This window comes from Streptomyces sp. SM11, from assembly GCF_002910905.1.
Classification (GTDB): domain Bacteria; phylum Actinomycetota; class Actinomycetes; order Streptomycetales; family Streptomycetaceae; genus Streptomyces.
Genome location: NZ_NEUE01000192.1, coordinates 26,846 through 51,339, shown reverse-complemented (window position 1 = coordinate 51,339; position 24,494 = coordinate 26,846). Strand labels below are relative to the sequence as shown.

16 protein-coding genes and 6 pseudogenes are annotated in these 24,494 nt (G+C 71.9%); 11 read left to right on the top strand and 11 right to left on the bottom strand.

Annotated elements, in window-relative coordinates:
- Positions 1-145: 145 nt before the first annotated feature.
- Positions 146-927 (top strand): annotated as a pseudogene (locus B9S58_RS17715) (transposase); the annotation flags it as partial.
- Here B9S58_RS17715 and B9S58_RS17710 read toward each other — a convergent pair.
- The 4 genes and pseudogenes from B9S58_RS17710 to B9S58_RS17700 all read right to left on the bottom strand — a co-directional run.
- A pseudogene (locus B9S58_RS17710) lies at positions 928-2,169 on the bottom strand (phytoene desaturase family protein); the annotation flags it as partial.
- Positions 2,162-4,723, bottom strand: a pseudogene (locus B9S58_RS40235) (amino acid adenylation domain-containing protein); the annotation flags it as partial. The pseudogenes B9S58_RS40235 and B9S58_RS17710, both read right to left, overlap by 8 nt.
- A 94-nt stretch (positions 4,724-4,817) precedes the next feature.
- Positions 4,818-7,295 (bottom strand): annotated as a pseudogene (locus B9S58_RS40230) (type I polyketide synthase); the annotation flags it as partial.
- Between the two features lie 92 nt (positions 7,296-7,387).
- Positions 7,388-8,329 carry a sterol desaturase family protein gene (locus B9S58_RS17700; RefSeq protein ID WP_103533094.1) on the bottom strand — a complete coding sequence of 314 codons (942 nt, stop codon included), beginning with the start codon at positions 8,327-8,329 and terminating at the stop codon, positions 7,388-7,390.
- A 554-nt stretch (positions 8,330-8,883) separates the two neighbouring features.
- On the opposite strand from B9S58_RS17700, the gene B9S58_RS17695 reads away from it, so the two are divergent.
- A complete protein-coding gene (locus tag B9S58_RS17695) occupies positions 8,884-10,116 on the top strand; it encodes a cysteine desulfurase-like protein (protein WP_103533093.1) in 1,233 nt (410 codons plus the stop codon).
- An 87-nt stretch (positions 10,117-10,203) separates the two neighbouring features.
- On the opposite strand, the gene B9S58_RS17690 is transcribed toward B9S58_RS17695, so the two are convergent.
- Positions 10,204-11,190: a MerR family transcriptional regulator gene (locus tag B9S58_RS17690; RefSeq protein WP_258044671.1), complete on the bottom strand. Its 987-nt coding sequence runs from the start codon at positions 11,188-11,190 to the stop codon at positions 10,204-10,206.
- 150 nt (positions 11,191-11,340) lie between these two features.
- On the opposite strand from B9S58_RS17690, the gene B9S58_RS17685 reads away from it, so the two are divergent.
- Entirely contained in the window at positions 11,341-11,886 is a 546-nt protein-coding gene (locus tag B9S58_RS17685; protein ID WP_103533091.1) for a DUF4383 domain-containing protein, read from the top strand.
- Here B9S58_RS17685 and B9S58_RS17680 read toward each other — a convergent pair.
- Together B9S58_RS17680 and B9S58_RS39160 are read right to left on the bottom strand one after the other, a co-directional pair.
- Positions 11,871-12,568 (bottom strand): annotated as a pseudogene (locus B9S58_RS17680) (DUF1206 domain-containing protein). The gene B9S58_RS17685 and the pseudogene B9S58_RS17680 overlap by 16 nt on opposite strands.
- Positions 12,569-12,709 (bottom strand): hypothetical protein, encoded by a 141-nt coding sequence (locus tag B9S58_RS39160; protein ID WP_258044670.1) that lies wholly within the window; start codon positions 12,707-12,709, stop codon positions 12,569-12,571. It lies immediately after the preceding pseudogene.
- A 153-nt stretch (positions 12,710-12,862) separates the two neighbouring features.
- Between B9S58_RS39160 and B9S58_RS17675 the strand changes: the two genes are divergently transcribed.
- The 3 genes from B9S58_RS17675 to B9S58_RS17665 all read left to right on the top strand — a co-directional run bounded on the left by B9S58_RS17675 (position 12,863) and on the right by B9S58_RS17665 (position 16,335).
- Complete coding sequence (locus tag B9S58_RS17675; RefSeq protein ID WP_103533089.1) at positions 12,863-13,444, top strand: fasciclin domain-containing protein; 582 nt, start codon at positions 12,863-12,865, stop codon at positions 13,442-13,444.
- A 98-nt stretch (positions 13,445-13,542) separates the two neighbouring features.
- The gene (locus tag B9S58_RS17670; protein ID WP_103533087.1) at positions 13,543-14,043 is read left to right on the top strand and encodes a MarR family winged helix-turn-helix transcriptional regulator; all 501 of its coding nucleotides are present in this window, start codon (positions 13,543-13,545) and stop codon (positions 14,041-14,043) included.
- Positions 14,044-14,190: 147 nt separating this feature from the next.
- Positions 14,191-16,335, top strand: coding sequence for an MMPL family transporter (locus B9S58_RS17665; protein WP_103533085.1), 2,145 nt, complete (start codon positions 14,191-14,193; stop codon positions 16,333-16,335).
- Here the strand turns inward: B9S58_RS17665 and B9S58_RS17660 are convergent.
- Both B9S58_RS17660 and B9S58_RS17655 read right to left on the bottom strand, forming a co-directional pair.
- On the bottom strand, positions 16,287-16,871 hold the full coding sequence (locus B9S58_RS17660) for a hypothetical protein (RefSeq protein WP_181009351.1): 585 nt from the start codon (positions 16,869-16,871) through the stop codon (positions 16,287-16,289). The genes B9S58_RS17665 and B9S58_RS17660 overlap by 49 nt on opposite strands.
- Positions 16,868-17,398, bottom strand: a complete 531-nt coding sequence (locus B9S58_RS17655; protein WP_103533103.1) for a DoxX family protein — start codon at positions 17,396-17,398, stop codon at positions 16,868-16,870. The genes B9S58_RS17660 and B9S58_RS17655 overlap by 4 nt, the downstream gene beginning before the upstream one ends.
- Positions 17,399-17,602: 204 nt before the next feature.
- On the opposite strand from B9S58_RS17655, the gene B9S58_RS17650 reads away from it, so the two are divergent.
- Complete coding sequence (locus B9S58_RS17650) at positions 17,603-19,618, top strand: NADPH-dependent 2,4-dienoyl-CoA reductase (RefSeq protein ID WP_103533083.1); 2,016 nt, start codon at positions 17,603-17,605, stop codon at positions 19,616-19,618.
- A 103-nt stretch (positions 19,619-19,721) separates the two neighbouring features.
- Entirely contained in the window at positions 19,722-20,252 is a 531-nt protein-coding gene (locus tag B9S58_RS17645; RefSeq protein WP_103533082.1) for a PadR family transcriptional regulator, read from the top strand.
- A gap of 60 nt (positions 20,253-20,312) precedes the next feature.
- On the opposite strand, the gene B9S58_RS17640 is transcribed toward B9S58_RS17645, so the two are convergent.
- Both B9S58_RS17640 and B9S58_RS17635 read right to left on the bottom strand, forming a co-directional pair.
- Entirely contained in the window at positions 20,313-21,281 is a 969-nt protein-coding gene (locus B9S58_RS17640) for a DMT family transporter (protein ID WP_103533080.1), read from the bottom strand.
- Entirely contained in the window at positions 21,278-22,255 is a 978-nt protein-coding gene (locus B9S58_RS17635; RefSeq protein ID WP_103533078.1) for a phosphatase PAP2 family protein, read from the bottom strand. The genes B9S58_RS17640 and B9S58_RS17635 overlap by 4 nt, the downstream gene beginning before the upstream one ends.
- 160 nt (positions 22,256-22,415) lie before the next feature.
- On the opposite strand from B9S58_RS17635, the gene B9S58_RS17630 reads away from it, so the two are divergent.
- The 3 genes and pseudogenes from B9S58_RS17630 to B9S58_RS17620 all read left to right on the top strand — a co-directional run.
- A complete protein-coding gene (locus tag B9S58_RS17630; RefSeq protein WP_103533076.1) occupies positions 22,416-23,045 on the top strand; it encodes a TetR/AcrR family transcriptional regulator in 630 nt (209 codons plus the stop codon).
- A 247-nt stretch (positions 23,046-23,292) separates the two neighbouring features.
- Entirely contained in the window at positions 23,293-24,090 is a 798-nt protein-coding gene (locus tag B9S58_RS17625; protein ID WP_103533074.1) for an SDR family oxidoreductase, read from the top strand.
- A gap of 56 nt (positions 24,091-24,146) precedes the next feature.
- Positions 24,147-24,464, top strand: a pseudogene (locus B9S58_RS17620) (SPFH domain-containing protein); the annotation flags it as partial.
- Positions 24,465-24,494 lie beyond the last annotated feature (30 nt).

Here is a 24,494-nt window from a genome sequence, read left to right as displayed (position 1 = left end):
GGCTCTCCTGTCATATGTGTGGGGGCTCTGAGCTGGGCTGATACGTGAAACACGCCGCTCTCTGTGAACCTTGAGGTGTCTAGCAACAAGGTTGATCAAGCAGAGAAGCGGCGTGTCTATCTTCAGCATATGGAAGCGGACCCTGATGGTCGAAAGGCCGTGGTCGAAGGGGTCCGCTTCGACGGGAACGAACAGTGCGTGATCGTGTCGGTACGGCCCGAAGCGCGGCGGCGGCAGCGGTGTGGGATCTGTGTCCGGCCCGCGTCCTGGTACGACGGTGGCCGGGGACGGCGCCGGTGGCGGGCCCTGGACCACGGTGCGGTGCGGGTGTTCCTGGAGGCTGATGCGCCTCGGGTGGCCTGCCGGGAGCATGGGCCGACGGTCGTCGCGGTGCCCTGGGCCCGTCATGGTGCCGGGCACACCCGCGCTTTCGACCAGCGGACCGCGTGGCTGGCCGCGGAGTGCTCGAAGTCCGCGACGGCGGTGTTGATACGGACGTCCTGGCGGACGGTGGGCCGGATCGTCGAGCGCTACGTCGCCGACCGCGACGGGGCCGTCGACCGACTGGCCGGGCTGCGGCGGGTCGGGATCGACGAGATCTCCTACAAGCGCGGCCACCGCTACATGACCTGCGTGGTCGACCATGACACCGGACGAGTGGTGTGGATGGCCGACGGCCACGGCAAGGACGTCATGGACGCCTTCTTCGACCACCTCGGCGACGACCGGGCCGCGAGACTGACCCACGTCAGCGCCGACGGGGCGGGCTGGATCGCCGAGGCCCTGACTCGACGCGCCCCGAACGCGATCCGGGTGATGGACCCCTTCCACGTGGTGGCCTGGGCCACCGAAGCGTTGGACACCGAGCGCCGCGCCGCCTGGAACCGGGCCCGCCGCGAGGCCGGCGACAAGGAGAGGGCCCGGGCACTCCTTTCGGTACCTGGTGCGCAGGTCCTTCCAGTGGCCGTAGTCGCTGAAGTAGGTGCAGTGCAGGACGGAGTGGCCCGGTGGTGCGAAGCCGCCGGAGTAGCGGGAGCGCGCCTGCACGACGAGGCTGTCCTGCCGGGCGCCGGGGAGGTGGGCCGCGTCGTGCGGGCCGAGGAGATGCGTGGTGCTGTGCGCCTCGTCGGGCTCCAGGTCGCCGCGCAGGCCGACGAAGGCGGAGACGACGGCGGGGAAGAGGGTGCCGGGGCGGTGGAGGAGGTCGGTGTAGAGCCTGTCGATCCGGGGGCCGGTGTAGCGGCCGCCCAGGAGGCCGTAGACGGTGGTGTGGCCGTCGCAGGCGGATACCACGTGTTCGGCGAAGTACCTTTTCCCGCCGCGGAGTTCGATGCCGATCGCCCGGTCGTTCTCGACCAGGATCCGTTCGGTGCGGGCCCGGTAGGTGACCGTGCCGCCGAGACTCCGGTAGCGCTCCTCGATCGAGCGGGCGAGGCCGAGCGAACCTCCGTGCGGGAAGCCGGCGTTGCCGTGGTGGGCGGCTGCCATGTTGAAGAGGTACGGCAGCAGCGGGAAGCCCTCCGGGTCCTGGAAGAAGATGTTGCGGAAGGCCTTGCGCAGCAGCGGGTCCTGGAACCTGTCGGCGAACACGTGCGTCGGGGTGGCCGCGGTCCGCCAGAACAGCCGGAAGGCGGGGAGCACCGTGCGCAGGGTCTGTACCCGGTCCCGTACGGTCCGCAGCGCGGGCGCGGTCAGGAACGGGTAGAGCTCGATGTCGATGAAGCGCCGCAGGTCCCGGGCGAAGGCCCGGATGAGCGGGGTGTCGGCGGGAGAGAGCTCCAGGAGGTGGGCTTCCAGCCGGTCGGGGTCGTTGTAGAACGTCACCGACCGGCCGCTCTCGTCCTCGACCTTGTTGAACAGCTCGAAGTTGGTGATGGTCTTGCCGTCGAGCGCGCCGAGTTCGCTCCACACCCGGCGGGCGTCGTTGCCCGGGGCGGTGCCGATGAGCCATTCGATGCAGTAGTCGAAGAGGTACCCGTCGCGCGACCATGCGGTGCAGCAGCCGCCGGGCAGCACGTGCTTCTCGAAGACGCGGGTCCCGGCGCCGCTCATCTGCGCGTAGACGCCGGTGGAGAGGCCTGCCACGCCCGCGCCGACGACGATGACGCGGGGCGGGGTGCCCGGGGTGCGTTCCCTGCTGGTCCAGTCGGTTCCCGCGTCATCAGCCATGGGCCGTGCCTCCCGTCAGGACGGAGCGCACCAGCTCGGCGTTGCGGGGCAGGTGCTTGGCGTCGAGCATGTCGGCGTGGACGCCGGAGCCGCGCAGTACGGCGGTGGCGCCGGTGGAACTGCCGTGCCAGGTGCCGTGCTCGCCGGCGGCGTAGAGGGCGGCTTTCTCCTCGTCGGTGATCACGCTGACCGTCGCGGCGACCGTGCCGGTGTTGGGGGTGCTACCGCAGAAGGCTAGGTATTCGGCGGCGTGGGCGAGGGTCTCGCGGGCGACGGCCTGGGATCCGGTGTGCTTGCGTACGTGGTCGGTGAGATCGGTCTCGAAGGCGGCGATGCCCGAGGCGTCCGGTTCGTAGGCGGTGAGGATCCGGCGGGAGCCGAGGATGACGACATGGGCGACGCGGCGACCGCGCCGCTCCAGCCCCTTGGCGGTCTCGAAGGCGAGATTGCCGCCGAGGGAGTAGCCCAGGAGGAGGTAGGGGCCGTCGGGGCGGGCGGCCTCGATCAGGTCGGCGTACCGGGAGATCTTGTTGTCGCCGGGGAGGTAGTTGAAGCCGGTGACGGAGTGGTCGGGGAGCTGGGCGGCCAGGCCCCGGTAGACGAGCCCGTGACCGCCGGCGGGCGGGAAGCAGAAGAGCGCGGGGGTCTGTCCGGCGTTGAAGGTGAGGCTCGGCAGTTCGTCGGCGGTGGTGCCGAGCAGGACGTCCTGAACGGTGGCGGCCATGCCGTGCAGGGTGGTGACCCGGTAGAGCCTGCTGACGGGGACGCCGACGCCGAACTCGGTGCGCAGGTGGTGGAGGAGTTCGATGAGCTTGATCGAGCTGCCGCCGAGTTCGAAGAAGTCGTCCTCCAGGCCGATCTGTTCGCGTCCGAGCAGGGTCTGCCAGTGCCGGGCGACGCTGACCTCGTACAGCGTCACGGGCTCCTCGTGCGGCCGGCCCCCCGCCTGGGCCAGGGGTGCGGGCAGGGCGGCTGTGTCGACCTTGCCGTTGGCGGTCAGCGGCAGGGCGGGCAGCTCGACGAAGTGGGACGGGATCATGTAGGAGGGCAGCGAGCGCGCCAGGTGGCGGCGCAGCGCCCGGCCGTCCACGGTCGCGCCGGGCTGCGGTACGCAGTAGGCGCAGAGCGCCGCGTCTCCCCCGGTGTCGGTGCGTACGGTGACGACGGCCCGGGCGATGGCGGGCCACGGGGCGAGGTGCGCCTCGATCTCGCCGATCTCGATGCGGTGGCCGCGCAGTTTGACCTGTCCGTCGGTCCGGCCGAGCAGGTGGACCCGGCCGTGCACGTCCCAGCGGGCGATGTCGCCGGTGCGGTAGAGCCGTTCGGGCCGGGCTTCGGTTTCGGCGGATCGGCCGAGCGTACGGGTGACGAACCGCTCCTCGGTCTGCTCGGGGTCTCCGGCGTAGCCGAGGGCGACGCCGTCGCCGCCGATCCAGAGTTCACCGGGCACGCCGGGCGGGACGGGTTCGCCGTGGGCGTCGAGAACATGGAGGGTGCTGCCCGGCAGGGGCAGGCCGATCGGAACCATCGCGCCGGGTTCCAGGTCGTCGACGGGCCCTTCGAAGTACGCGCTGTCGATGGTGGCCTCGGTGAGGCCGTAGGAGTTGACGAGTCGGGTGCCGGGTCCGCACAGCTCGGCCAGCCTGCGGTACTCCCCCACGCTCCAGGCGTCCGAGCCGACCACCAGCCGCAGGAAGTCCAGCCGCAGCCCTTCCCGGACGCAGTGGCCCATCAGGCCGCGGACGACGGCCGGCACGAACTCGGCGCAGTCGACCCTCTCCTGACGCATCGTGCGGTAGAGCCGGGTCGTGTCGAAGAGGAGGTCGCGGTCGGCCAGGACGAGGGTGCCGCCCGAGCACAGGGCGCGCACCAGGTCGCCGGTGAACACGTCGAAGGACGGTTCGGCCATCTGGAGGTGCACCCGGACGTCCGTCTCCAGCCGGTACTCCTGGCGCCACGCGGTGTGGGCGGAGGCGAGGTTGCGGTGGCTGACGCGGACGGCCTTGGGGCGGCCGGTGGATCCGGAGGTGGTGATGACGTACGCAGGTGATTCCGGGCCCGCCTCGGACGCCGGCCCGTCCGGGTGCGGTACGCGACGGTCGAGCTCGGTCAGGGTGAGCGTCGGGACGGCGAGGGCCCCGGTCTGCTCCGGCCCGGCGTCGTCCGCGACGAGGACGAGTCCCGCACCGGTGATCGACACGAGGTGGACGAGCCGGTCGGCGGGCTGGTCAGGCCGGAGCGGGAGGTAGGCGGCGCCGGATTTGAGCACGGCGAGCAGGGCGACGATCAGCTCGGGCGACTTGTCCAGGCACAGGACGGCCACCGAGCCGTCACCGATGCCGAGGGTCCGCAGCCGGGCGGCGGTGTCGGCGGCCCGCCGCTCCAGCTCGGCGTAGGTCAGCCGGTGCGCCCCGCCGCTCACGGAGGGCATGGTCACGGCGACGGCCGAGGGGTGCTCGGCGGCGATGCGGCCGATCAGCGTCTGGACCGGGGCGAACGGCTCTTCCTCCGCGTCGTTCCGGTGTCCGGCGGGCGGCAGGGCCGGGCGGCTCCACTCCCGGCTGGAGCAGGTCCCAGTCGATGGGAACGCCCAGGTTGTGGAGCGAGCCGAGGGAGGCGGCGAAGCGCTCGCTCTCGTTCTCCCGGCAGCGGATCGAGGGCAGGGTGAGTCCGCTCGTGCCGCCCGCGTCGAGGCATTCGCGGATCGCGTGGCCGAGGACCGGGTGCGGGCCGATCTCCAGGAACACCTGGTGGCCGTCGTCGGCGATGCGGTCGACCGCGGAGCGGAAGCGCACCCGGTCGCGGACGTTCTTCCACCAGTAGGAGGCGTCCAGTTCCTCGCCCCGGGCGGTTCCCTCGACGCCTGTGGGGTACAGCGGAAACTTAGCCGGGCGCGGCTCCAACGGAGCCAGCGCCGCCAGGAGTTCGTCCTTGATCCGTTCCATTCCGACGCTGTGGTAGGGCACTTCCACGGTGAGGAACTTCGCGAACTGCTGCTCGGCCCGCAACTCCTCGGCCAGCAGGGTCAGCGCCGCCTCGTCCCCGGCCAGGGTGATCGCGGTGGGGCTGTTGACGGCTGCGATGGAGACCCGGTCGCTGTAGGGGCGCACCCGGCGCTCCGCCTCGTCCTCCGACAGGCTGACGGCGAGCATGGCGCCCGTGCCGGCCAGGGTCTGCTGGAGGCGGCTGCGGTGCACGACGATCCTCGCCGCGTCCCGCAGGGAGTAGACGCCCGCCGCGTGGAAGGCGGCGATCTCACCGGTACTGTGGCCGACCACGGCGTCGGGGCGCACCCCGTGGGATCGCCACAGGGCCGCCAGGGCTACCTGCACGGCGAAGTTCGCGGGCTGGGCGAGCCAGGTCTCGCCCAGCCGGGAGACGGACTCGTCTGCGGTCATCTCCTCGATCAGGGACCAGTCGGCGAACTCCCGCAGCGCCCGGTCGCACGCGGCGACGGCGTCGCGGATGACCGGTTCCTCCGCCAGCAGCTGGCGGCCCATGCCCCACCACTGGGGACCCATGCCGGTGAAGACCCACACCAGCCGCCGGCCGGCGGCCTCCCGGGCGCGGCCGTGGACGACACGGGGGTGGGGCTCGCCGCGTTCATGAGCGGCCAGGGCCTCGTCGAGGGTGGCACGGGAGGAGTAGACGACGGACAGCCGCTCGGTGAGGTGCTGGCGGCGGTGAGCCAGGGTGTGGCCGAGGTCGTCGAGGGCCACGGCGGGGCCGTCGCCGCCTGCCAGTTCGCCCCGGATCCCGGTTGCCATCTCCACCAGGGCGTCCGGGTTGCGGGCGCTGAGCGGCAGGATGCTCCAGGGGCGCCCGGCGGGCGCGGTGGTGCGGATGTCCGGCGTCGGCCGCGGGGCCTCCTCCAGGACGACCTGCGCGTTGGTGCCGCCGAATCCGAAGGAGTTGACCCCGGCGCGGGCGGGACCTTCGTGTGCGGGCCAGTCGGTGGGCCGGGTGGGGATCTCGTAGGGCAGGGTCGCCGGGTCGATGGCGGGGTTGAGGTTCTCCAGGTTGATGTGGGGCGGGATCGTCCGGTGCTCGATGCTGAGGACGGTCTTGATCAGCCCGGCGATCCCGGCGGCGGATTCCGTGTGCCCGATGTTCGTCTTGACCGAGCCGACGTAGGCGCGGGCGCCCGGGGCCCGTCCGATGGCCAGCGCGCGGGCCAGGGCGTTGGCCTCGATCGGGTCGCCGACCGGGGTCGACGTGCCGTGCGCCTCCATGTACTGGAGCTCGCCGGGGGTGATGCCCGCCTCGGCGCAGACCCGGCGGATGAGGTCGACCTGTGCGTCGGGGTTGGGCACGGTGATGCCGTTGGTGTGGCCGTCCTGGTTGACTCCGCTGCCGGCGATCACCGCGTGGATCCGGTCCCCGTCCCGTACGGCGTCGTCCAGCCGCTTCAGCGCGACCAGGCCGACGCCTTCGGCCCGTACGTAACCGTCGGCGGCGGCGTCGAACGTACGGGAGCGGCCCTCGGGCGACAGGAAGCCACCCTTCGTCTCGGCGACGGTGTACTGCGGGGCCATGTGCAGCAAAGTGCCGCCGGCCAGCGCGAGGTCGCTCTCGCCGGTGTTGAGCGCCTGGCACGCCAGGTGGACGGCGACCAGGGAGGAACTGCACGCGGTGTCGATGGAGAGGTTGGGGCCGCGGAAGTCGAAGCAGTACGAGATGCGGTTCGACACCATCGTCATCATGGTGCCGGTCGCGGTGTGGGCGGCCAGTGAGGTGAAGCCCAGGTCGGCGAACTGGAGGATCTTGTAGTCCAGCGTGAACGCGCCCACGTAGACGGCGACGTTGCCGCCGGCGAGGTCGGCGGGCCGCTGGCCACCGTCCTCCAGGGCCTCCCAGGCCACTTCGAGAAGCTTTCGCTGCTGCGGGTCCATGTGGTCGGCCTCGCGGGGGCTGATGCCGAAGAACGCGGGGTCGAACTCGTCGAAACCGTCGATGTAGCCGCCGCGGCCGCCGACGAGGCGGCCGGGTTTGTCGCGAAACCGGCTGCCGAGGGTACGGACGTCGTACCGGTCGGGCGGTGTGGGCGTGATGCAGTCCTTGCCCTCCACCAGATTGCGCCAGTACGCGCGGTGGTCCGAGGCGCCGCCGGGCAGGCGGCAGCCCATCCCGATGATCGCCACCTTGTTCCGTAACGCCCGGTTGTTCGCGTCGGCCATTCGAACTCCTCAACACGTGGTGGAGCGTCAGGGGGCGACGGTCACTCCGGACCGGGGCCCGGTGCCGGTCGGCGTCGCCAGGGGTACAGGAGGGCGGCGAGGATCTCGCCGGTGCCGGGGAAGGTCGTGGGGTCGTGGAGTCCGACGGCGGCGGGTTCGCGACCGGGGTGCCAGGTGAAGGTGCCGAAGAGGTGGTCCCAGCACGACAGGTCGGAGCCGTAGTGGCCGGCTTCGGACAGATCCGTGCTGTGATGCAGACGGTGCTGCTCGGGACTGGCCAGCAGATGGTTGAACGGTCCGATACGGACATCGATGTTGGCGTGGACGAAGTAGCCCTGGGCGGCGACGAAGAGTCCGGCCACCAGCACCGCGGGGCGGGAGAATCCGACGAGGGCCAGGGTCAGCTGGACGAGGCTCTGGGCCAGGACGATGTCCAGCACGTGGTTGACGCCGTTGTTGGCGACATTGACCTTCTCGGGCACGTGATGCACCCCGTGCAGTCGCCAGAGCAGGGCGTTCCGGTGGCCCAGCCGGTGCACCAGGTAGCTGACGAGCGATCCGGCGAGAAGCGCGCCCGGTATCTCGACCCAGAGGTAGCGGGCCGGCTCCTCCGGCGAGATCAGGCCGACGGCCAGCGCTACCAGCAGTTGTGCCAGACCGCTTCCGGCCATGGTGAGCAGGAAGTAGATGCCGTACCAGCGCCATTCGCGTTTTCCGGGGTGCCAGTTCCGGTCATATGGAATCAGCCGCTCCAGGAGGACCAGGTAGGAGATGACCCCGACCAGGAAAAGCGAACTGACCCGCGCCGGATCCCACTTCAGCCACAATGCGGCCGCGCTCACGGATACGACCGCGAGGAGGAGAACGGGGTAGGCGACGGCACGAAGAAACCGGGCAGGACAATTACCGGCCCACCCCTTCCGCCCGACCGAATAGTTGGCCGAATAGATTTCGCCATCGGCGGGGCGCTCGCGCTCGTCCATCCGTGACCCTCCACAAGTGACAGTGCTGGGAGAGAACTCATCGCGTCGCATCAACGCAGCCCAGGGCAGCCCCGGGTGGCGATCACGGCCCCCGCACCGGCGACTTCTCAGACACCCGATCCCGATGAAATTCGGCCGTGGCGTGAACTGATGCCCCCGACCCCATTAGCCCAGATCATCTATTTCCCGTTCCCACGACTTTAACCACGACCGACTCAAAGAGATTGACGAACGCATTCATCCGATGACAGGAACGCGGGAAGCGGGAAGGTCGCACAACCGAGGCGAGTTCATTTGTGCGAGCAATTCCTTCATAGGATCATCGCGACACCGAAGGACGGCGCATTCCGGTGCGCCGGGACACAAAGTCCCACGCTCAGGCGCACGTTCGAGCGAGGAGCGGTGCGCCCGCGCAGAACCAGCACCCCGGAAAGCGCCCCCGACCGGCCCCACGCCTTCCGCCGGAGGACACCGCCCTGAGATGATCACAGCAAAGTCCCGCAACGGAGTCCGGCACCGGAACCGACAGCAGATCAACGAATCGAGGAGCCTCCTTGTCGTACGACGTCGACGCGGTTCGCGCACAGTTCCCCGCCCTGCGGTCCGGCACGGCGCACTTCGACGGGCCGGGCGGCACCCAGACCCCGGCCTCCGTTATCGCCGCGATCGGCGAGGCGATGAGCCGCCCCCTGTCCATCCGGGGCGCCGCCCTGCCCGGGGAGGTGAACGCGGAGGAGATCGTCCGCGGGTTCCGGCAGGCGATGGCGGATCTGCTGGGCACGGACCCGGGCGGGATCGTGTTCGGCCGCAGCGCCACCCAGCTCACGTACGACTTCTCGCGCACCCTGGCCGGGACCTGGAGCCCGGGGGACGAGGTGGTCGTCAGCCGGCTGGACCACGACTCCAACATCCGCCCGTGGACGCGGGCGGCCGAGCAGACGGGGGCAGTCGTGCGGTGGGCCGATTTCGACCCGGCGACCGGAGAGCTGTCCCCGGAGGCCGTCGGCGCGCAGCTCACCGGACGGACCCGGCTGGTCGCCGTGACCGGTGCCTCCAACCTCATCGGCACCCGGCCCGACATCCCGGCCATCGCCGGCCTGGTCCACCGGGCCGGCGCGCTGCTGTACGTGGACGGGGTCCATCTCACCGCGCACCACCAGGTGGACGTGGAGCGGCTCGGAGCGGACTTCTTCGTCTGCTCCCCGTACAAGTTCTTCGGCCCCCATCACGGAGTGCTCGCCGCCCGGCCCGAACTGCTCGGCACCCTCCGTCCGGACAAGCTGGCGCCGTCCACCGACGCCGTACCGGAGCGCTTCGAACTCGGCACGCTCCCCTACGAGTCGATGGCGGGGACACGCGCGGCGGTGGACTTCCTCGCGAGCCTGGGCACCGGCCCCGAAGCCGGTGCGGGTGCCGATGCGGTCACCGATGCCGGGCGTCGCGAACGGCTGCGGTCGGCGTACGCGGCGATCGACGTCCATGAGACGGCGTTGCGGAAGAGCGTCGAGAGGGCGGTACGCGAACTGGGCGGGGTGACCGTGCACTCCCGGGCCGCCGAACGTACCCCCACCTTGCTGCTCACCTTCGAGGGCCGGGACGCGACGGACGCCTACCGCGCCCTCGCCCGCTCCGGCGTACACGCGCCCGCCGGATCCTTCTACGCCCTGGAGGCCTCCCGCCACCTGGGCCTCGGTGACAGTGGTGGCCTGCGCGTGGGGCTCTCCGCGTACAACGACACGGACGATGTGGAGCGACTCCTGGCGGGGCTGGCGGACTTCCTGCGGTGACGACGGACGGCGGGCGGTGGCCGTGAGCCCTCGGCAGCCGACAGCTCACGGCTCCGGGCGCACGCGTGCTCGCCGCCGCGGACGCGGTCACCGCGCACCGAGCGTGGCCATGGCGTCCACCGCTTCGGCCAGCCCAGAAGGATGCCGTGCCCCCGGCGGCTGCTCCCCGGCCCAGCCGGGCCCGGCCACCAGCACGACGGGACGCGTGCGCGCACCCCGTACGCCCCACTCGACCGCCTCCACCCGGGCCACGAGCGAGCGACTCGCCGTGCTGCGGGACTGCGCCCAGAGAACCACCGAGGCGGGGCCGGTGCGCCGTACCGCCTCCTCCAGCGCCCCGACGGGCAGGTCGGCGCCGAACATGCGGACCGGCAGAGCCCGTTGGGCGAGGGTCGCGGCGAGCGCCTCCAGCGCCAGCGTATGGGTCTCGCCGGGCACACAGGCCAGCAGGGAAAGGCCCGCACCGGGAGCGGGGGCTCGCCCGGCCGATACCCCGCGCAGCGCGCCGGAGACGTGCCACGACAGCAGGTGCTCGACTTCGATGTACCGCTCCCCCGAGGTCTCCCACCTGCGGCCCACCGCGTGCAGCGCCGGCATCATCACCTCGTCCCACGCGGCCGGCAGTCCGTAGCGGTCGAGTACCGCCGTGAGCAGCTCGTCCATGGCCGGCGCGTCCAGCCGGACAGCCGCCCGGGCCAGTCCACGGCACTCCCGGCGGGCCCTGCCGACCGGAAGCGGCCCAGGAGGCCGGGAGGCGCGCCCGGACCGTGGCACGGCCGTGTCGCGGGACGTTCCGGCCAGGACGGCGCGAGCGGCCTCCGCCGCCGGGAGACCCGCACTCGTCAGGCGACACATGTTGCGCAGAGCGGCGATGTCCGCCGCGGTCCAGCGGCGGTGCCGGCCGCCCTCCCGTGCGGCCGGGCCGATGCCGTAACGACGGTCCCACGAGCGCAGCGTGGTCGGCGCGACGCCCAGGAGACGGGCCACCGTACCGGTGGTGAGCCCCCCGTCGGCCGGGGCTTCCGCCGGCAGCTCGCCCGCCGGTTCGATCACGAGGCCCATATCCGGGTTCATAAATCACACGATACGATGCAAAAGCGGTGCATGTTGCCCGACCCGTCACTGCGCGGTTCGCTGGAGACAGCGCGGGTGCCGTGCGATGTGCGCCCTCGTGCACGACGACGACCTCGCCCCGGCCCGTAGCAGGAGTGACAGGAGACGGCCATGAAACTGAGCGACGAACTCCCCGTCGATCACCGGCTGGCGATGGTGTACCGGATCGGCGCGGGTCTCTGCGGCGCCATCCTGCTCGCCTTTGGCATCCTCGGCTTCACGAACCAGCTGAGTTTCTTCGACACCACCGGCGACAGCATCGCCGGGCTGTCGACCAACGGGCTGCTGAGCCTGATCTCCGTGGCCGTCGGCGGGCTGCTGATCGCCGGGACCGTGGTGGGCGGCAACGTGGCCTCCACCCTGAACATGACGATCGGCACGCTCTTCCTGCTGAGCGGCTTCGGCCACCTCTTCATCCTGGACCGGTCCGCGAACATCCTGGACTTCGGGATGTCGAACGTCGTCTTCAGCTTCGTGATGGGGCTGCTGATCCTGACCTTCGGGATGTACGGGCGGGTGACCGGTGGACTGCCCCACGACAATCCGTACTGGCGTCGCCGGCACCCGGAGCAGGCCGACCGTGAGGCCGACGCCGCCCGCAGGGCCGCTGCGGCGGGCGGACAGCTCGGACGGGGAGGCGCTCAGACCTCGCGATAGCGGGCGTTGCCCCAGGAGAACACGCCGAAGGCGACCAGCCCGAGGGCGATGACCACCAGGAGCCACGGGCCCGCCGGGGTGTCGGCGAAGGAGCGCAGGGTGTCGTCCATGCCCTTCGACCTGTCCGGCTGGTGCTCGATCGCGGCGGCCACGGCGAATCCACCCGCCGTGGCGAAGACGATGCCCCGCGCCGTACCACCGAACACGCCGGTGAAGTCGACGGCACGGCGGGTCCGCCGCGCCCTCTGCGACATCTTCAGATGCTTGTGGAACTTCCGAAGCAGAGCCCGGACCGCGATCCACAGTCCGGCGCAGGCCACCGCGACTCCCGTGATGCCGACGATCCACTGGCCGCCCGGCCAGCCGAGCACCTTGGCAGTGACGTCCTGCGACTGCCGGTCGGACGAACCGCCCCCGCTGCCGTGTCACCCGCGGCGAAGGACAGGACGGAGTAGGCCACGAATCCGTAGAAGACGCAGCGGCCCGCCGCCATGGCCCGCTCGGTGGGCCTACAGCTGTCGGGCCCGGCCTGGCCGACCAGCGCCTCGGAGAGCCGCCAGAGCGCCATTCCGGCCAGGGCGATGCCGAGCGCCCACAACAGGATCTTCCCGAAGGGCTTCTCGGCTATCTCGGCGATCGCGCCGCCCCGGTCGGCCTGTTCTCCGCCGCCGGAGAGCGCGATCTACAGGGCGAGGGCGCCCACCAGGACGTAGATCACCCCACGGGCTCCGAACCCGGCCCGGGCCCCTGCCTCCATCGCGGTGCTGTTGGCGGCCCGTCGGGTCTGGCCGCGTCCCTGCGCTGCTACTGAACGGGTATTCATGTCATCCCGGTTGCCCCGGTGTCGCGGATCGATGCCGCAGGCCCGGCGGGAGGTGGATTCGACGCAGAAACGACGCGGCGAGCGGTCCGGGCGGACGCGCGACAGACTGGGAGAGACAGAGGAGACCCACCCCCGCTCGCCGGAGGAGACATCATGACGATCACCCGTCTTCAGCGCACAGCGGCGGCCGCCGCGGCACTCGCTTTCCCCGCCTCTCTGGCGTTCTTCGCTCCGCAGGCTCAGGCCGAGGCTCCCACCGAGCCGTACGGCCCCGCCTGTTCCTCCGTACCCGCGGAGGGCGCGGGCAGCCTGGAGGGCATGGCGAAGGACCCGGTCGCCACCGCCGCGTCCAACAACCCCGAACTCTCCACCCTCGCCGGCGCGGTGGAGAAGGCAGGCCTGGTCGACACCCTGAACAACGCGGAGAACATCACGGTGTTCGCGCCGACCAACGCCGCCTTCGAGAAGATCCCGCAGGCGGATCTGGAGGCACTCCTGAACGACAAGGCCGAGCTCACCAAGGTGCTGACGTACCACGTGGTGGGCGAGAAGGTCACGACCCAGCAGATGGAGAACGGCACCTTCAAGACGCTGGAGGGCAGCGACCTCACGACGAAGGGTTCGGGCTCCGCGTTCACGGTGAACGACTCCTCGAAGATCGTCTGTGGCAATGTGCCGACGGCCAACGCCACGGTGAACCTGGTCGACACGGTGCTGATGCCGCCGTCGAAGTGACGGGCCTGGTGCCACTGCCCGCGCACAGCGGATACCGTGCCCGGACCGCGTGACGGTCCGGGCACGGTATCCGGGCGCCCGTTCTATACGCTGAGGGCGTGACCAGCGCCGACGACCGACCGACCCGGAGCGGTACCTCGGATTCCGAGGCGCCGCTCGCAGACCTTCAGGCCTTCGCGGTCGAGCTGCGCCGGATGAACGGCGAGATCAACCGGATGACCCACGGTTTCGCGACGAACCAGCAGCTGCACCCCACGGACGTGAGCGCGCTCGCCGCTGTCCTCGACGCCCCGTCGCCCCTGACTCCGGGGACGCTCCGCGAGCATCTGGGCCTCACCTCCGGCGCGGTGACGGCCTGCCTGGACCGGCTGGAGCGGGCCGGGCACATCCGCCGGGCCCGGGAGAGCACCGACCGCCGGGTGGTGCACGTGTACTACGAGGCGAGTGCCCGCACGGCCGCCCGCGACTATTTCATGCCGCTCGCCGAGGCCACGGCACGGGCCAGGGCACGCTTCAGTGAGACGGAGCTGACGACCGTCCTGCGTTTCCTCGCCGCCATGAACGAGGAGCTGGCCGAGGTCCCCCCGGCGCGTCGCTGAGTTCTTCCCCGGCCCGGCGCGTTCACAGGGTGCGGCGAAGCGACCCCCCGTACGGTTCCCCCGGGACAGTCCCGTAATGTATCTCAATGATTGAGATTGTTCATCGATGAGATACCTGCCGAGATATCCCCACCCCCCGGGAGAGGCATGTCCACCCCTGCACGGTCGGTTCGCCGGCTGATCCCCTTCGTCCTGCTGATCGCCTGGCTCGGCATCGGCGGCGGGCTCGGCCCGTACGCCGGGAAGCTCGGCGAGGTCGCCACCAACGACCAGGCGGCCTTCCTGCCGCAGAACGCCGAGTCCACCCAAGTCATCGACGCCCAGAAGGCGTTCCAGCAGGACGAGACCCTGCCGGTCATCCTCGTCTGGACATCGGCGGAGCAGGACGCGCCACTGGACAGCGGGCAGCGGGAGGCCGCCACCGGCGCCCTCGCCCCGCTCGCCGGGAGCGACGGCGTGGCCGGAGCGCCCTCTCCCGCGCTGCCCTCCGAGGACGGCCTCGCGCTCCAGGGCATCGTGCAGCTGAGCCCCGGTCTCGGGGACGAACTGCCGGCCGTGCTGGAGAGGATCGAGGAGGCAGGCGCGTCCGTGCCCGGCACGACGGTCCAGCTGGCGGGGCCGGCCGCGAGTCAGGCCGACCTGTCCGACGCCTTCGCGGGCATCGACGGGCTGCTGCTCGGGGTCGCGCTGACCACGGTGCTCGTCATCCTGCTGCTGGTCTACCGCAGTGTGCTGCTGCCCTTCGTCATCATCATCGGCGCCGTGTTCGCCCTCGCCCTGTCCTGTGCGATCGTCTACGTCCTCGCAGACCACGACATCGTGCGCGTGGACGGTCAGGTGCAGGGCATCCTGTCGATCCTGGTGATCGGCGCGGCGACGGACTACGCACTGTTGCTCACCGCCCGGTTCCGGGAGGAACTCGCCGTCCACGGCGACCGGTTCACCGCGATGCGTATCGCGCTGCGCGAGTCCTTCGGACCGATCGCCGCGAGCGCCGCGACGGTGGCGGCGGGGCTGCTGGCGCTGCTACTCAGCGACCTCACCAACAACCGCGCCCTCGGGCCGGTCGGCGCGATCGGCATCGCCTGCTCGGCGCTCAGCGCTCTGACCTTCCTGCCAGCCGTCCTGGTGCTGCTGGGCCGGACCGCTTACTGGCCCGCGAAGCCCCGGCCCGCGGGCGACGGGACGTCCGGCGGCCACGGCATCTGGCACCGGGTCGCCGCCCTCGTCGACCGGGCGCCCCGCAAGGTCTGGACGATCACCCTGGCGGCCCTGATCGCCTGCGCCGCGTTCGCGCCCACCCTCACGTCCAAGGGGGTGCCGCTCGACGAGATCTTCGTCAACGACGCTCCGTCCGTGACCGCCCAGAAGACGCTGAGCGAGCACTTCCCCGGCGGTTCGGGCAGTCCGGTGGTGATCATCTCGGCGGCCGACCGGCTGACCGAGGTCAGCGAGGCCGCCGGCCGTACCGACGGGGTGGCATCCGTCGCGCCGGTGAGCGCGAGCGGGCGGCCGGGCGGCGAACCGCTCGTCGTCGACGGCAGGGTCCGCATCGACGCGACCCTCAAGGACGCGGCCGACAGCGACGGCGCCAAGGAGACGGTGGCCGCGCTGCGCACCGCGGTGCACGCGGTACCCGGATCGGACGCCCTGGTCGGCGGCTATACCGCCCAGCAGTACGACACCCAGCGGACGGCGGAGGACGACCGCACACTGATCGTGCCGGTGGTGCTGGCGATCATCCTGGTGATCCTGGTCCTCCTGCTGCGATCGCTGCTCATGCCGGTACTGCTCGTGGTGACGGTGGCACTGAACTTCCTGGCCACACTCGGTATCTCCTCGCTGGTCTTCACCCATGTGTTCGGCTTCAGCGGCACGGATTCGTCGGTGCCCCTGTACGGATTCGTCTTCCTGGTCGCCCTGGGCGTCGACTACAACATCTTCCTGATGTCGCGGGTCCGGGAGGAGTCGCTGCGGCACGGCACCAGGGAGGGCATCCTGCGCGGGCTGACCTCGACCGGCGGGGTCATCACGTCGGCGGGTGTCGTCCTGGCGGCCACCTTCGCCGCGCTGGGTGTGATCCCGCTGGCGTTCCTGGTCCAGATCGCGTTCATCGTGGCCTTCGGTGTCCTGCTGGACACGCTGGTCGTCCGGTCGCTCCTCGTCCCGGCACTGGTGCGGGACATCGGACCGAAGGCCTGGTGGCCGGGGGCTCTGAGCCGCGAGACGTCCCCGGACACGCCCTACGGTCGGCGCAGGGCGTCCCCCGGGGCCCAGCCCGGGTCCCGGTAGGCCGCCAGGGCCCAGATGACGAAGATGTCCAGGGCGATGACGATCACGGACCAGAGGGGCGCGTACGGCAGGAAGAGGAAGTGCGCGAAGAGGCTCAGGGAGGCGAAGAGGATGCCGGTCATCCGCGCCCAGCGCGCCCCCTTGAGCAGCGCGGCCCCGGTGACGGCCACGCAGACGCCGAGCACCAGGTGGATCCAGCCCCAGCCGGTGAGGCTGATCCGGTAGAGGTACTCGCCGACGTCTCCGTACACGTCTCCGTCGGCCAGGGCCGCGATGCCCTCCAGGGCCGCCACGGCGCCCTGGCAGAGCATCAGCACCCCGGCGAGGAGCACACCGCCGGTCACCCAGAGGCTGTCCGGATCGGGTGCCGGTGCGGGCCCGGCCGGGCCGTCGCCGCGCTGCCACGGCGCGTCCCCCTGACCGGGCCCAGGGCGGGGCCCCTGCGCGACGCCGGTCGGCGGCGGGACGTCGGGACCGGAGGAGCCTACGGGGCCGGGCGGCGGCAGAGAGCCGGGCCGGGAGGGGTCCTCGCTCATGAGGACCCCTCCTCGGCCTTCTCGGCCTGCCCCTTCGCCCGCCTGCCGACCACCGTGGCGGCCGCGACCGCGGCGCCCGCGAAGGACAGTGCGACCACCCAGGGGCGGTCGAAGACGTGGCAGGTGACATGGTCCACGGAGTAGCGCCCGGGGCCGGTCAGACCGATGGCCGCGGCGGTGAAGCCGAGGAACGCCGGGTACTCGTAGCCGCCGCCCTGGGCGAAGAAGCCCGCCGGGGCGTGTACGGACACCGCACCGGCCATCGCACCGGCGGCCGCCGCGCCCGCCGCCGGTGTGGCGAGGCCCAGCGCCAGCAGTACGCCGCCGCCCGCCTCGCCGAGCCCGGCGGCCACCGCGCTGTGCTTGGGCGGGTGGAATCCCATCGCCTCCATGGCGGCCGTGGTTCCCTGGATGCCTCCGCCGCCGAACCAGCCGGCCAGCTTCTGGCTGCCGTGGGCGGCGAGCACCGCGCCGGTGCCGACGCGCAGGGCGAGCAGACCGAGATCACGCCGGTTGACGCAGACCATGAGGGCTCCCGGGGTGAGGTGGGTTTCGGTACGGATCCCACTCTCGTCGGCGGGCGTCGGACGGGCGCGGCCGAGTACGCCGTACGGGGCGCGGGCCGGGCGCCCCAAGGGCCGGGGTGCGACGCAGATCATTGTGCAACTTGTTGCATAAGGGCTTGGCCGTGGTCTACAACTGACCCGACGACCCTGTGTGGAGGAGACCCCATGAGCCTGTATCCGAACCTGCTGAGCCCGCTGGACCTCGGGTTCACCACCCTTCCCAACCGGGTGCTCATGGGATCGATGCACATCGGTCTGGAGGAGGCCGAGCGCGGCTTCGAACGGATGGCCGCGTTCTACGCCGAGCGCGCCCGGGGCGGCGTCGGCCTGATGGTCACCGGCGGCATCGCCCCCAGCGAGCGGGCCTGTTCCTTCCCCGGCGGGGCCAAGATGACGACCGAGGCGGAGGCGGAGCAGCACCGGGAGATCACCTCGGCGGTGCACGCGGCGGGCGGCCGGATCGCGATGCAGATCCTGCACTTCGGGCGGTACGCCCACCACCCCGACCTGGTGGCGCCTAGCGCGCTCAAGGCCCCGATCAGCGGGTTCACCCCGAACGCGCTGACCGACGACCAGGTCGAGGAGACCATCGAGGAGTTCGTCCGGGCCGCCGGTCTCGCGCGCCTCGCGGGCTACGACGGCGTCGAGATCATGGGCTCCGAGGGCTATCTGATCAACGAGTTCATCGTCTCCGCGACCAACCGTCGCACCGACCGCTGGGGCGGCAGCTACGAGAACCGCATGCGCCTGCCCGTCGAGATCGTGCGCCGGGTCCGCGAGCGGGTCGGCGACGACTTCATCCTGATCTACCGGCTCTCCATGCTGGACCTGGTGCCGGGCGGCTCGACGCTGGAGGAGGTCGTGACGCTGGCGAAGGAGATCGAGGCGGCGGGCGCGACGATCATCAACACCGGCATCGGCTGGCACGAGGCGCGGATCCCGACCATCGCCACCTCCGTGCCGCGCGGCGCGTTCAGCTGGGTGACCGAGAAGGTGCGCGGCGCGGTCTCCGTACCGCTGGTGACGAGCAACCGGATCAACACCCCCGAGGTCGCCGAGGAGGTCCTCGCCTCCGGCCGGGCCGACATGGTCTCCATGGCCCGCCCCTTCCTGGCCGACCCGGAGTTCGTCGCGAAGGCGGCGGCGGGCCGGGCGGACGCGATCAACACCTGTATCGGCTGCAACCAGGCCTGCCTGGACCACATCTTCAGCCTCAAGATCACCTCCTGTCTGGTCAATCCGCGCGCCTGTCACGAGACCGAGCTGGTCCTGAGCCCGACCCGGACCCGTAAACGCGTCGCCGTGGTCGGCGCCGGTCCGGCAGGTCTCGCGTGCTCCGTCACGGCGGCCGAGCGGGGGCACGCGGTGACCCTGTTCGACACGGCGGGCGAGATCGGCGGGCAGCTGAACGTGGCGCGCCGGGTGCCGGGCAAGGAGGAGTTCGACGAGACGCTGCGCTACTTCCGTACGCGACTGGCCGAGCTGGACGTCGACGTCCGGCTGTCCACCCGGGCGGACGCCGGAACGCTGGACGGCTTCGACGAGATCGTGCTCGCCACCGGAGTCGAGCCGCGTACCCCGGCGATCCCCGGCACGGACCACCCGAACGTCGTCAGCTACCTGGACGTGCTGCGCGACGGGGCACCGGTCGGCGGCCGGGTCGCGATCGTCGGCGCGGGCGGCATCGGCTTCGACGTCGCGGAGTTCCTGACCGACGGCGGCGACGCGGCGAGCCTGGACGCGGACACGTTCTTCCGGCAGTGGGGCGTCGACACCGCCTACGCGGAGCGCGGCGGGCTGCGCGCCCCCGAGCGTCCCGAGTCGCCGCGCACGGTCCACCTGGTCCAGCGCAGGACCACCAAGGTTGGCGCGGGGCTCGGCAAGACGACGGGGTGGATCCACCGCACCGAACTGCGCCACCGGGGCGTCGAGATGATCGCCGGCGCCTCCTACGACCTCATCGACGACGAGGGCCTCCACCTCACCGTCGACGGTGAGCGGCGGGTGCTGCCGGTCGACACGGTGGTGCTGTGCGCGGGTCAGGAACCGCGCCGCGAGCTGTACGAGGAGCTGCGCGCGGGGGCCGTCCCGGTCCATCTGATCGGCGGCGCGGACGTGGCGGCCGAGCTGGACGCCAAGCGGGCCATCCGCCAGGGCACGGAGCTCGCCGCCGCCCTGTGAGCGTGGGGGCGCCGGTCCCGTACAAGCGTCGGGGGCGCCGGTCCCGTACAGCGGCGAAGGGCAAGGCGCTCCCCGGTCTCCGTACGTCCTTAGGATGCACCCCATGTCACTGCCGCACGCGATTCTCACCGCTCTGCTGGAGAAGCCGTCCTCGGGTCTGGAACTGACCCGAAGGTTCGACCGGTCGATCGGCTACTTCTGGTCATCGACGCACCAGCAGATCTATCGCGAGCTGGGGAAACTGGAGCAGGCAGGCCGGATCAGGGCGCTGCCCGCCGCGGTGCCGGCCCGGGGGCAGAAGAAGGAGTACGAGGTCCTGCCCGCGGGCCGCGAGGAGCTGGCGGCCTGGGTGGCGCTCCCCGAGGATCCTCGGCCGGTCCGCGATCCGCTGCTGCTTCGGATGCGGGCGGCGGCGGTCGTCGGGGCGGACGGCATGGGCGCGGAGCTGCGCCGCCACCTCACGTTGCACGAACGCCAGTTGGCGGAGTACCGGGAGATCGAGAAGCGGAACTTCACCCCCGCGCCGACGGCCGACGAGGACCGGCTGCGGTATCTGGTGCTGCGGGGCGGCATCGACCTGGAGACGTTCTGGATCGGCTGGCTGACCCGGGCCATCGCCGACCTGGACGGCTGAGCAGTCGGTCCGGCGGGCCCGGCTGCCCCGCCGGGCGTCCCTCCCCGCACCCGTGACCGGTCAGCCGCTCGCGTGCGCGGGGAGGGGTTCCGGGGCGAGAGGCGTGGTGTCCGCGCGCCGGGGACTGCCGATGACGACCCGGGAGGGGACCGGGTCCGCCGGGACGGCAACCGGTTCCTCGGGTGCGTCGCCCCGTTCCGTGTGCCGCGCCTGGGACCGGCTGAGCAGGATCACCCCGCGCACGGCCGCCGCCGTACCGAGGAGCGCGAGCACCAGGCTGACCGGCTCGCCCTGGAGGCGCTCGCCGAGCAGGGCCAGACCGATCGCGGCGGCGGCGACCGGGTTGGCGAGGGTGACCACGGCGAGCGGTGCGCCGAGCCCGCCGCGGTACGCGGTCTGGGACAGCAGCAGTCCGCCCATCGCGAAGGCCGCGACGAGCAGCGCCACCGTCAGCAGCCGCCAGCTGAACAGCGGGCCGCCGGAGTGGTCGGTGACGGCGACGGTGAGGGTCTGGGTGAGCGCGGAGGCGACGCCGGAGGTGATCCCGGAGGCCGCCGCGTGCCGCAGCCCCGGCCGGGCCCCGGGCCGGCTGAGCCCGGCGACGACCGCCATGGTCGCCGCGCCGACACCGAGCGCCTCGGGGAGGCTGAGGGTCTCGTGCGGGGCGGAGCCGCCCGCGGTCAGAAGCAGCGCGCCGAGGCCGAGCAGGGTCAGGGCGGTGCCCCGCCACTCGACACGGCCGACCCGGCGTCCGGCGGCGCGTGCCCCGAGCGGGACGGCGACGACGAGAGTGAGCGCGCCGAGCGGCTGTACCAGGGTGAGCGGGCCGTAGTTGAGCGCGGCGACGTGCAGCAGCGCGCCCGTGGCATTGAGGCCGACCGCCGACCACCAGGCGCCCCGGCCCAGCAGCCGCAGGACTCCGGTGGACGGGTCGGTGCGGCCGGCGAGCCGGGACTGGGCCACGGCGGCGGACGCGTAGGCGCCGGCGGAGACGAGGGAGAGCGCGACGGCGAGCAGGGTGGCGTTCATCGCACGGCTCCGGCCCGGGTACGCGCCTGTGACCCGGCATCCGTGCCGGGGACGGGCTCGGCGGGCCGGGGCGGGACGGCGCCCCCCGGCGAGGCGGCGGACCCGCCTGCGGGTCCGAAGGGCGACGACCGGCGGGCCGACGCGAAGGCCCTGCGCCCTGCCGCGCCGCCCGCGGACGCCGGGACGGAAATCCCCTCACCGCTCCCCCACGTGCCCGGCCGGGGCAGCCGCACGGGTACGGTCCGGGCGGACAGCGGCAGCCGGAACGCGGCGAGGGCGACGGCGAGCAGTGCCGCGACGACGATCGCGTCGAGCCAGTAGTGGTTCGCCGTGCCGACCACGACGAGCAGCGTGAGCGCCGGGTGCAGCACCCACAGCCAGCGCCACCGGGAGCGGGTGGCGACGATCAGCCCGACGGCGACCATCACGGCCCAGCCGACGTGCAGCGAAGGCATCGCGGCGAACTGGTTCGCCATCGTGTCGGTCGCGGGCGTCTGCCCGTACACCGTCGGCCCGTACACCTGACCGGTGTCGACCATTCCGGCGACCGGGAGCATCCGGGGCGGGGCCAGCGGGAACAGCAGGTGCAGCACCAGGGAGGCGGCGGTGAGAGCGGCGAGAACGCGGCGCGACCACACGTAGTGGCGGGGCCGGCGCCAGTAGAGCCAGACCAGGAAGAGGGCCGTGGCCGGGAAGTGCACGGCGGCGTAGTAGGTGTTCGCCGCATGGATCAGGGGCTGGCTGTGCAGCAGCAGCCCCTGGACCGCGCCCTCGCCGGGGAGGTGCAGGGCCCGCTCGAGGTCCCACACGTTCCCCGCGTTGCGGAACGCCTCCTCGACATGGCCGTTGGCGGCCCGGCGGCCGAACTTGTAGGCCAGGAAGAGTCCGGCCACGAGAAGGAACTCGCGGACGAGGGGCGGTCGGGCACGTGTGTCCGGCTCCTGGTCCGTGGGCTCGGTGCGGGCGTACGTCACCCGGTGCCCCCTTGGATGCGAAGCGGTGTCAGGACGGCCCGGTCAGATCCACGCCGTATCGATACGCCAGTGTACCGATACGTCGGCGTATCGGTACACGCGCGTATCGGTACACTGACGTATCGAGAACCTCGCCGCACCGCCGCAGGAGGTACAGCCCATGCCGTCGCCCGATTCCGCACAGGAGTCAGCCCTCACGTCCCGCCGGTCGAAGATCACACCGGAGCGGGCGCAGGAGCTCTACGCGGCGGTGCTGGAGCTGTTGCGGGAGAGCGGTTACGAGTCGCTGACGATGGAGGGCGTCGCCTCGCGCACGCGGTGCGGGAAGTCGACGCTCTACCGGCAGTGGGGCTCCAAGCCGGAGCTGGTCGTGGCCGCACTGCACGGCACCCGGCGGATGCGGCTCCCGAACATCGACACCGGGACGCTGGCCGGGGACCTGCTGGCGGCCGCGCGCGCGATCGGCCGGGCCTCGGAGAGCGACACCCCGCTGATGCACGCCCTCAGCCACGCCGCCCTCCAGAGCCCGGAGCTGCTGTGCGCGCTGCGCGAGGCGTTGATCCTGCCGGAGATCGCGGCGATCGACGCGATGGTCCGACGGGGCCAGGCGCGCGGCGAGATCGCGGCGGACCTCCCGGGGGCCGAGTTCGTGGCGGCCCAGCTGCTCGGCGTGATGCGCGCCCGGCCGCTACTGGAAGGGCGGTACGCCGACGCGGCGTATCTGACCCGGTTCATGGAGATGGCGATCCTCCCGAGCCTCGGACTCGCGGCGGGAGCGCCGGAGTCCTGACAGACGTGGACCTCCCGTCCCGGCGGATGGGGACGGTCCACCCGCGCCGCACCGTGGGGACGGGGGCGGCGCACCGCCCGGCCGGCCGGTGACCTCCACGGGGGTCACCGGCCGCCCGTGTGTCCGCACCCTTTCCCTGAAGGCCCACCCCTACCCATACCTAACAAGCGCTTGGTAGATTTCGGACGAGGGCGGGCGGGGGGACAGGACCCGGCGACACTCCGGAACCACGGGCGAAGGGCGGACCATGGACCTGTCCCACGCGATGGACCTCACCGGCCGGGCGGTACTGGTCACCGGCGGCACCAGGGGCCTGGGGGCCGCGATGGCGCGAGCCTTCCTCGCGAGCGGTGCGGACGTCATGGTCTGCGGGCGCGGGGCACCGGCCGCACCACCGTCGGCGGACGGGCGCGAGGCCACCTTCCGGACCGCCGACCTACGGGATCCGGCGGCGGCGGCCGATCTCGTCGCCGCCACCGCCGAGCGGTTCGGGCGGCTCGACGTGCTCGTGAACAATGCCGGCGGCTCCCCGGACGCCGATGCGGCGACCGTCTCACCGCGCTTCGTCGAGAAGGTGGTCGCACTCAACCTCCTCGCCCCCTTCTACACGGCCCAGGCGGCGAATCTGGTGATGCGGGAGCAGCCGGACGGCGGGTCCGTGATCAACATCGGCAGCGTCTCCGCCCACGACCCCCAGCCGGGCACCGCCGCCTACTCCGCCGCCAAGGCGGGTCTGCTCGGGCTGACCCGGGCACTGGCCCTCGAATGGGCGCCCCGGGTCCGGGTCAACCACATCACCGTCGGCCTCGTCCGCACCGAGAACGCCACCGCACTGTACGGGGACGACGACGGGGCGGCGGTGGCGGACATCGTCCCGATGGGGCGACTCGCGGAGCCGGACGACGTGGCGCGGGCCTGCCTCTGGCTGGCCGGCGATCTCTCCTCGTACGTCAACGGCGCCGATCTCGCCGTGCACGGGGGCGGCGAGATCCCGGCCAGACACACGAGCCGCCGGACGGCCGGACCCCCCTTTTCGTCAGCTTGACACTATCCGTCTCCACCTCTTATCGTCGCCATGACGAAATCGAAGGGGTCCTCATCATGGCCGACATCACCCGGCGCTTCGGCTGGCGCCACCTGCGCTCCGCGCCCACCGCCCACATCCGCCACCACAAGCGCGGCCTGCTCGCCCACGACGGTCAGGGGCTCAGCTTCTGGTACCGGTCACTGTCGGCGGCGCTCTCCGAAGTGCCGGTCGACGACCGGGAGCTGGCCATGGCGTTCCACGCCCGTACGGCCGACTTCCAGGACGTCACCGTGCAGGCCACCGTCACCTACCGGATCAGCGATCCGGCCGAGGCCGCGAACCGGCTCGACTTCTCCGTGGACCCGGACACCGGCAGCTGGCGCGGCGCACCTGGGGCGGGGGCACGGGCTGCGGCTGACCGT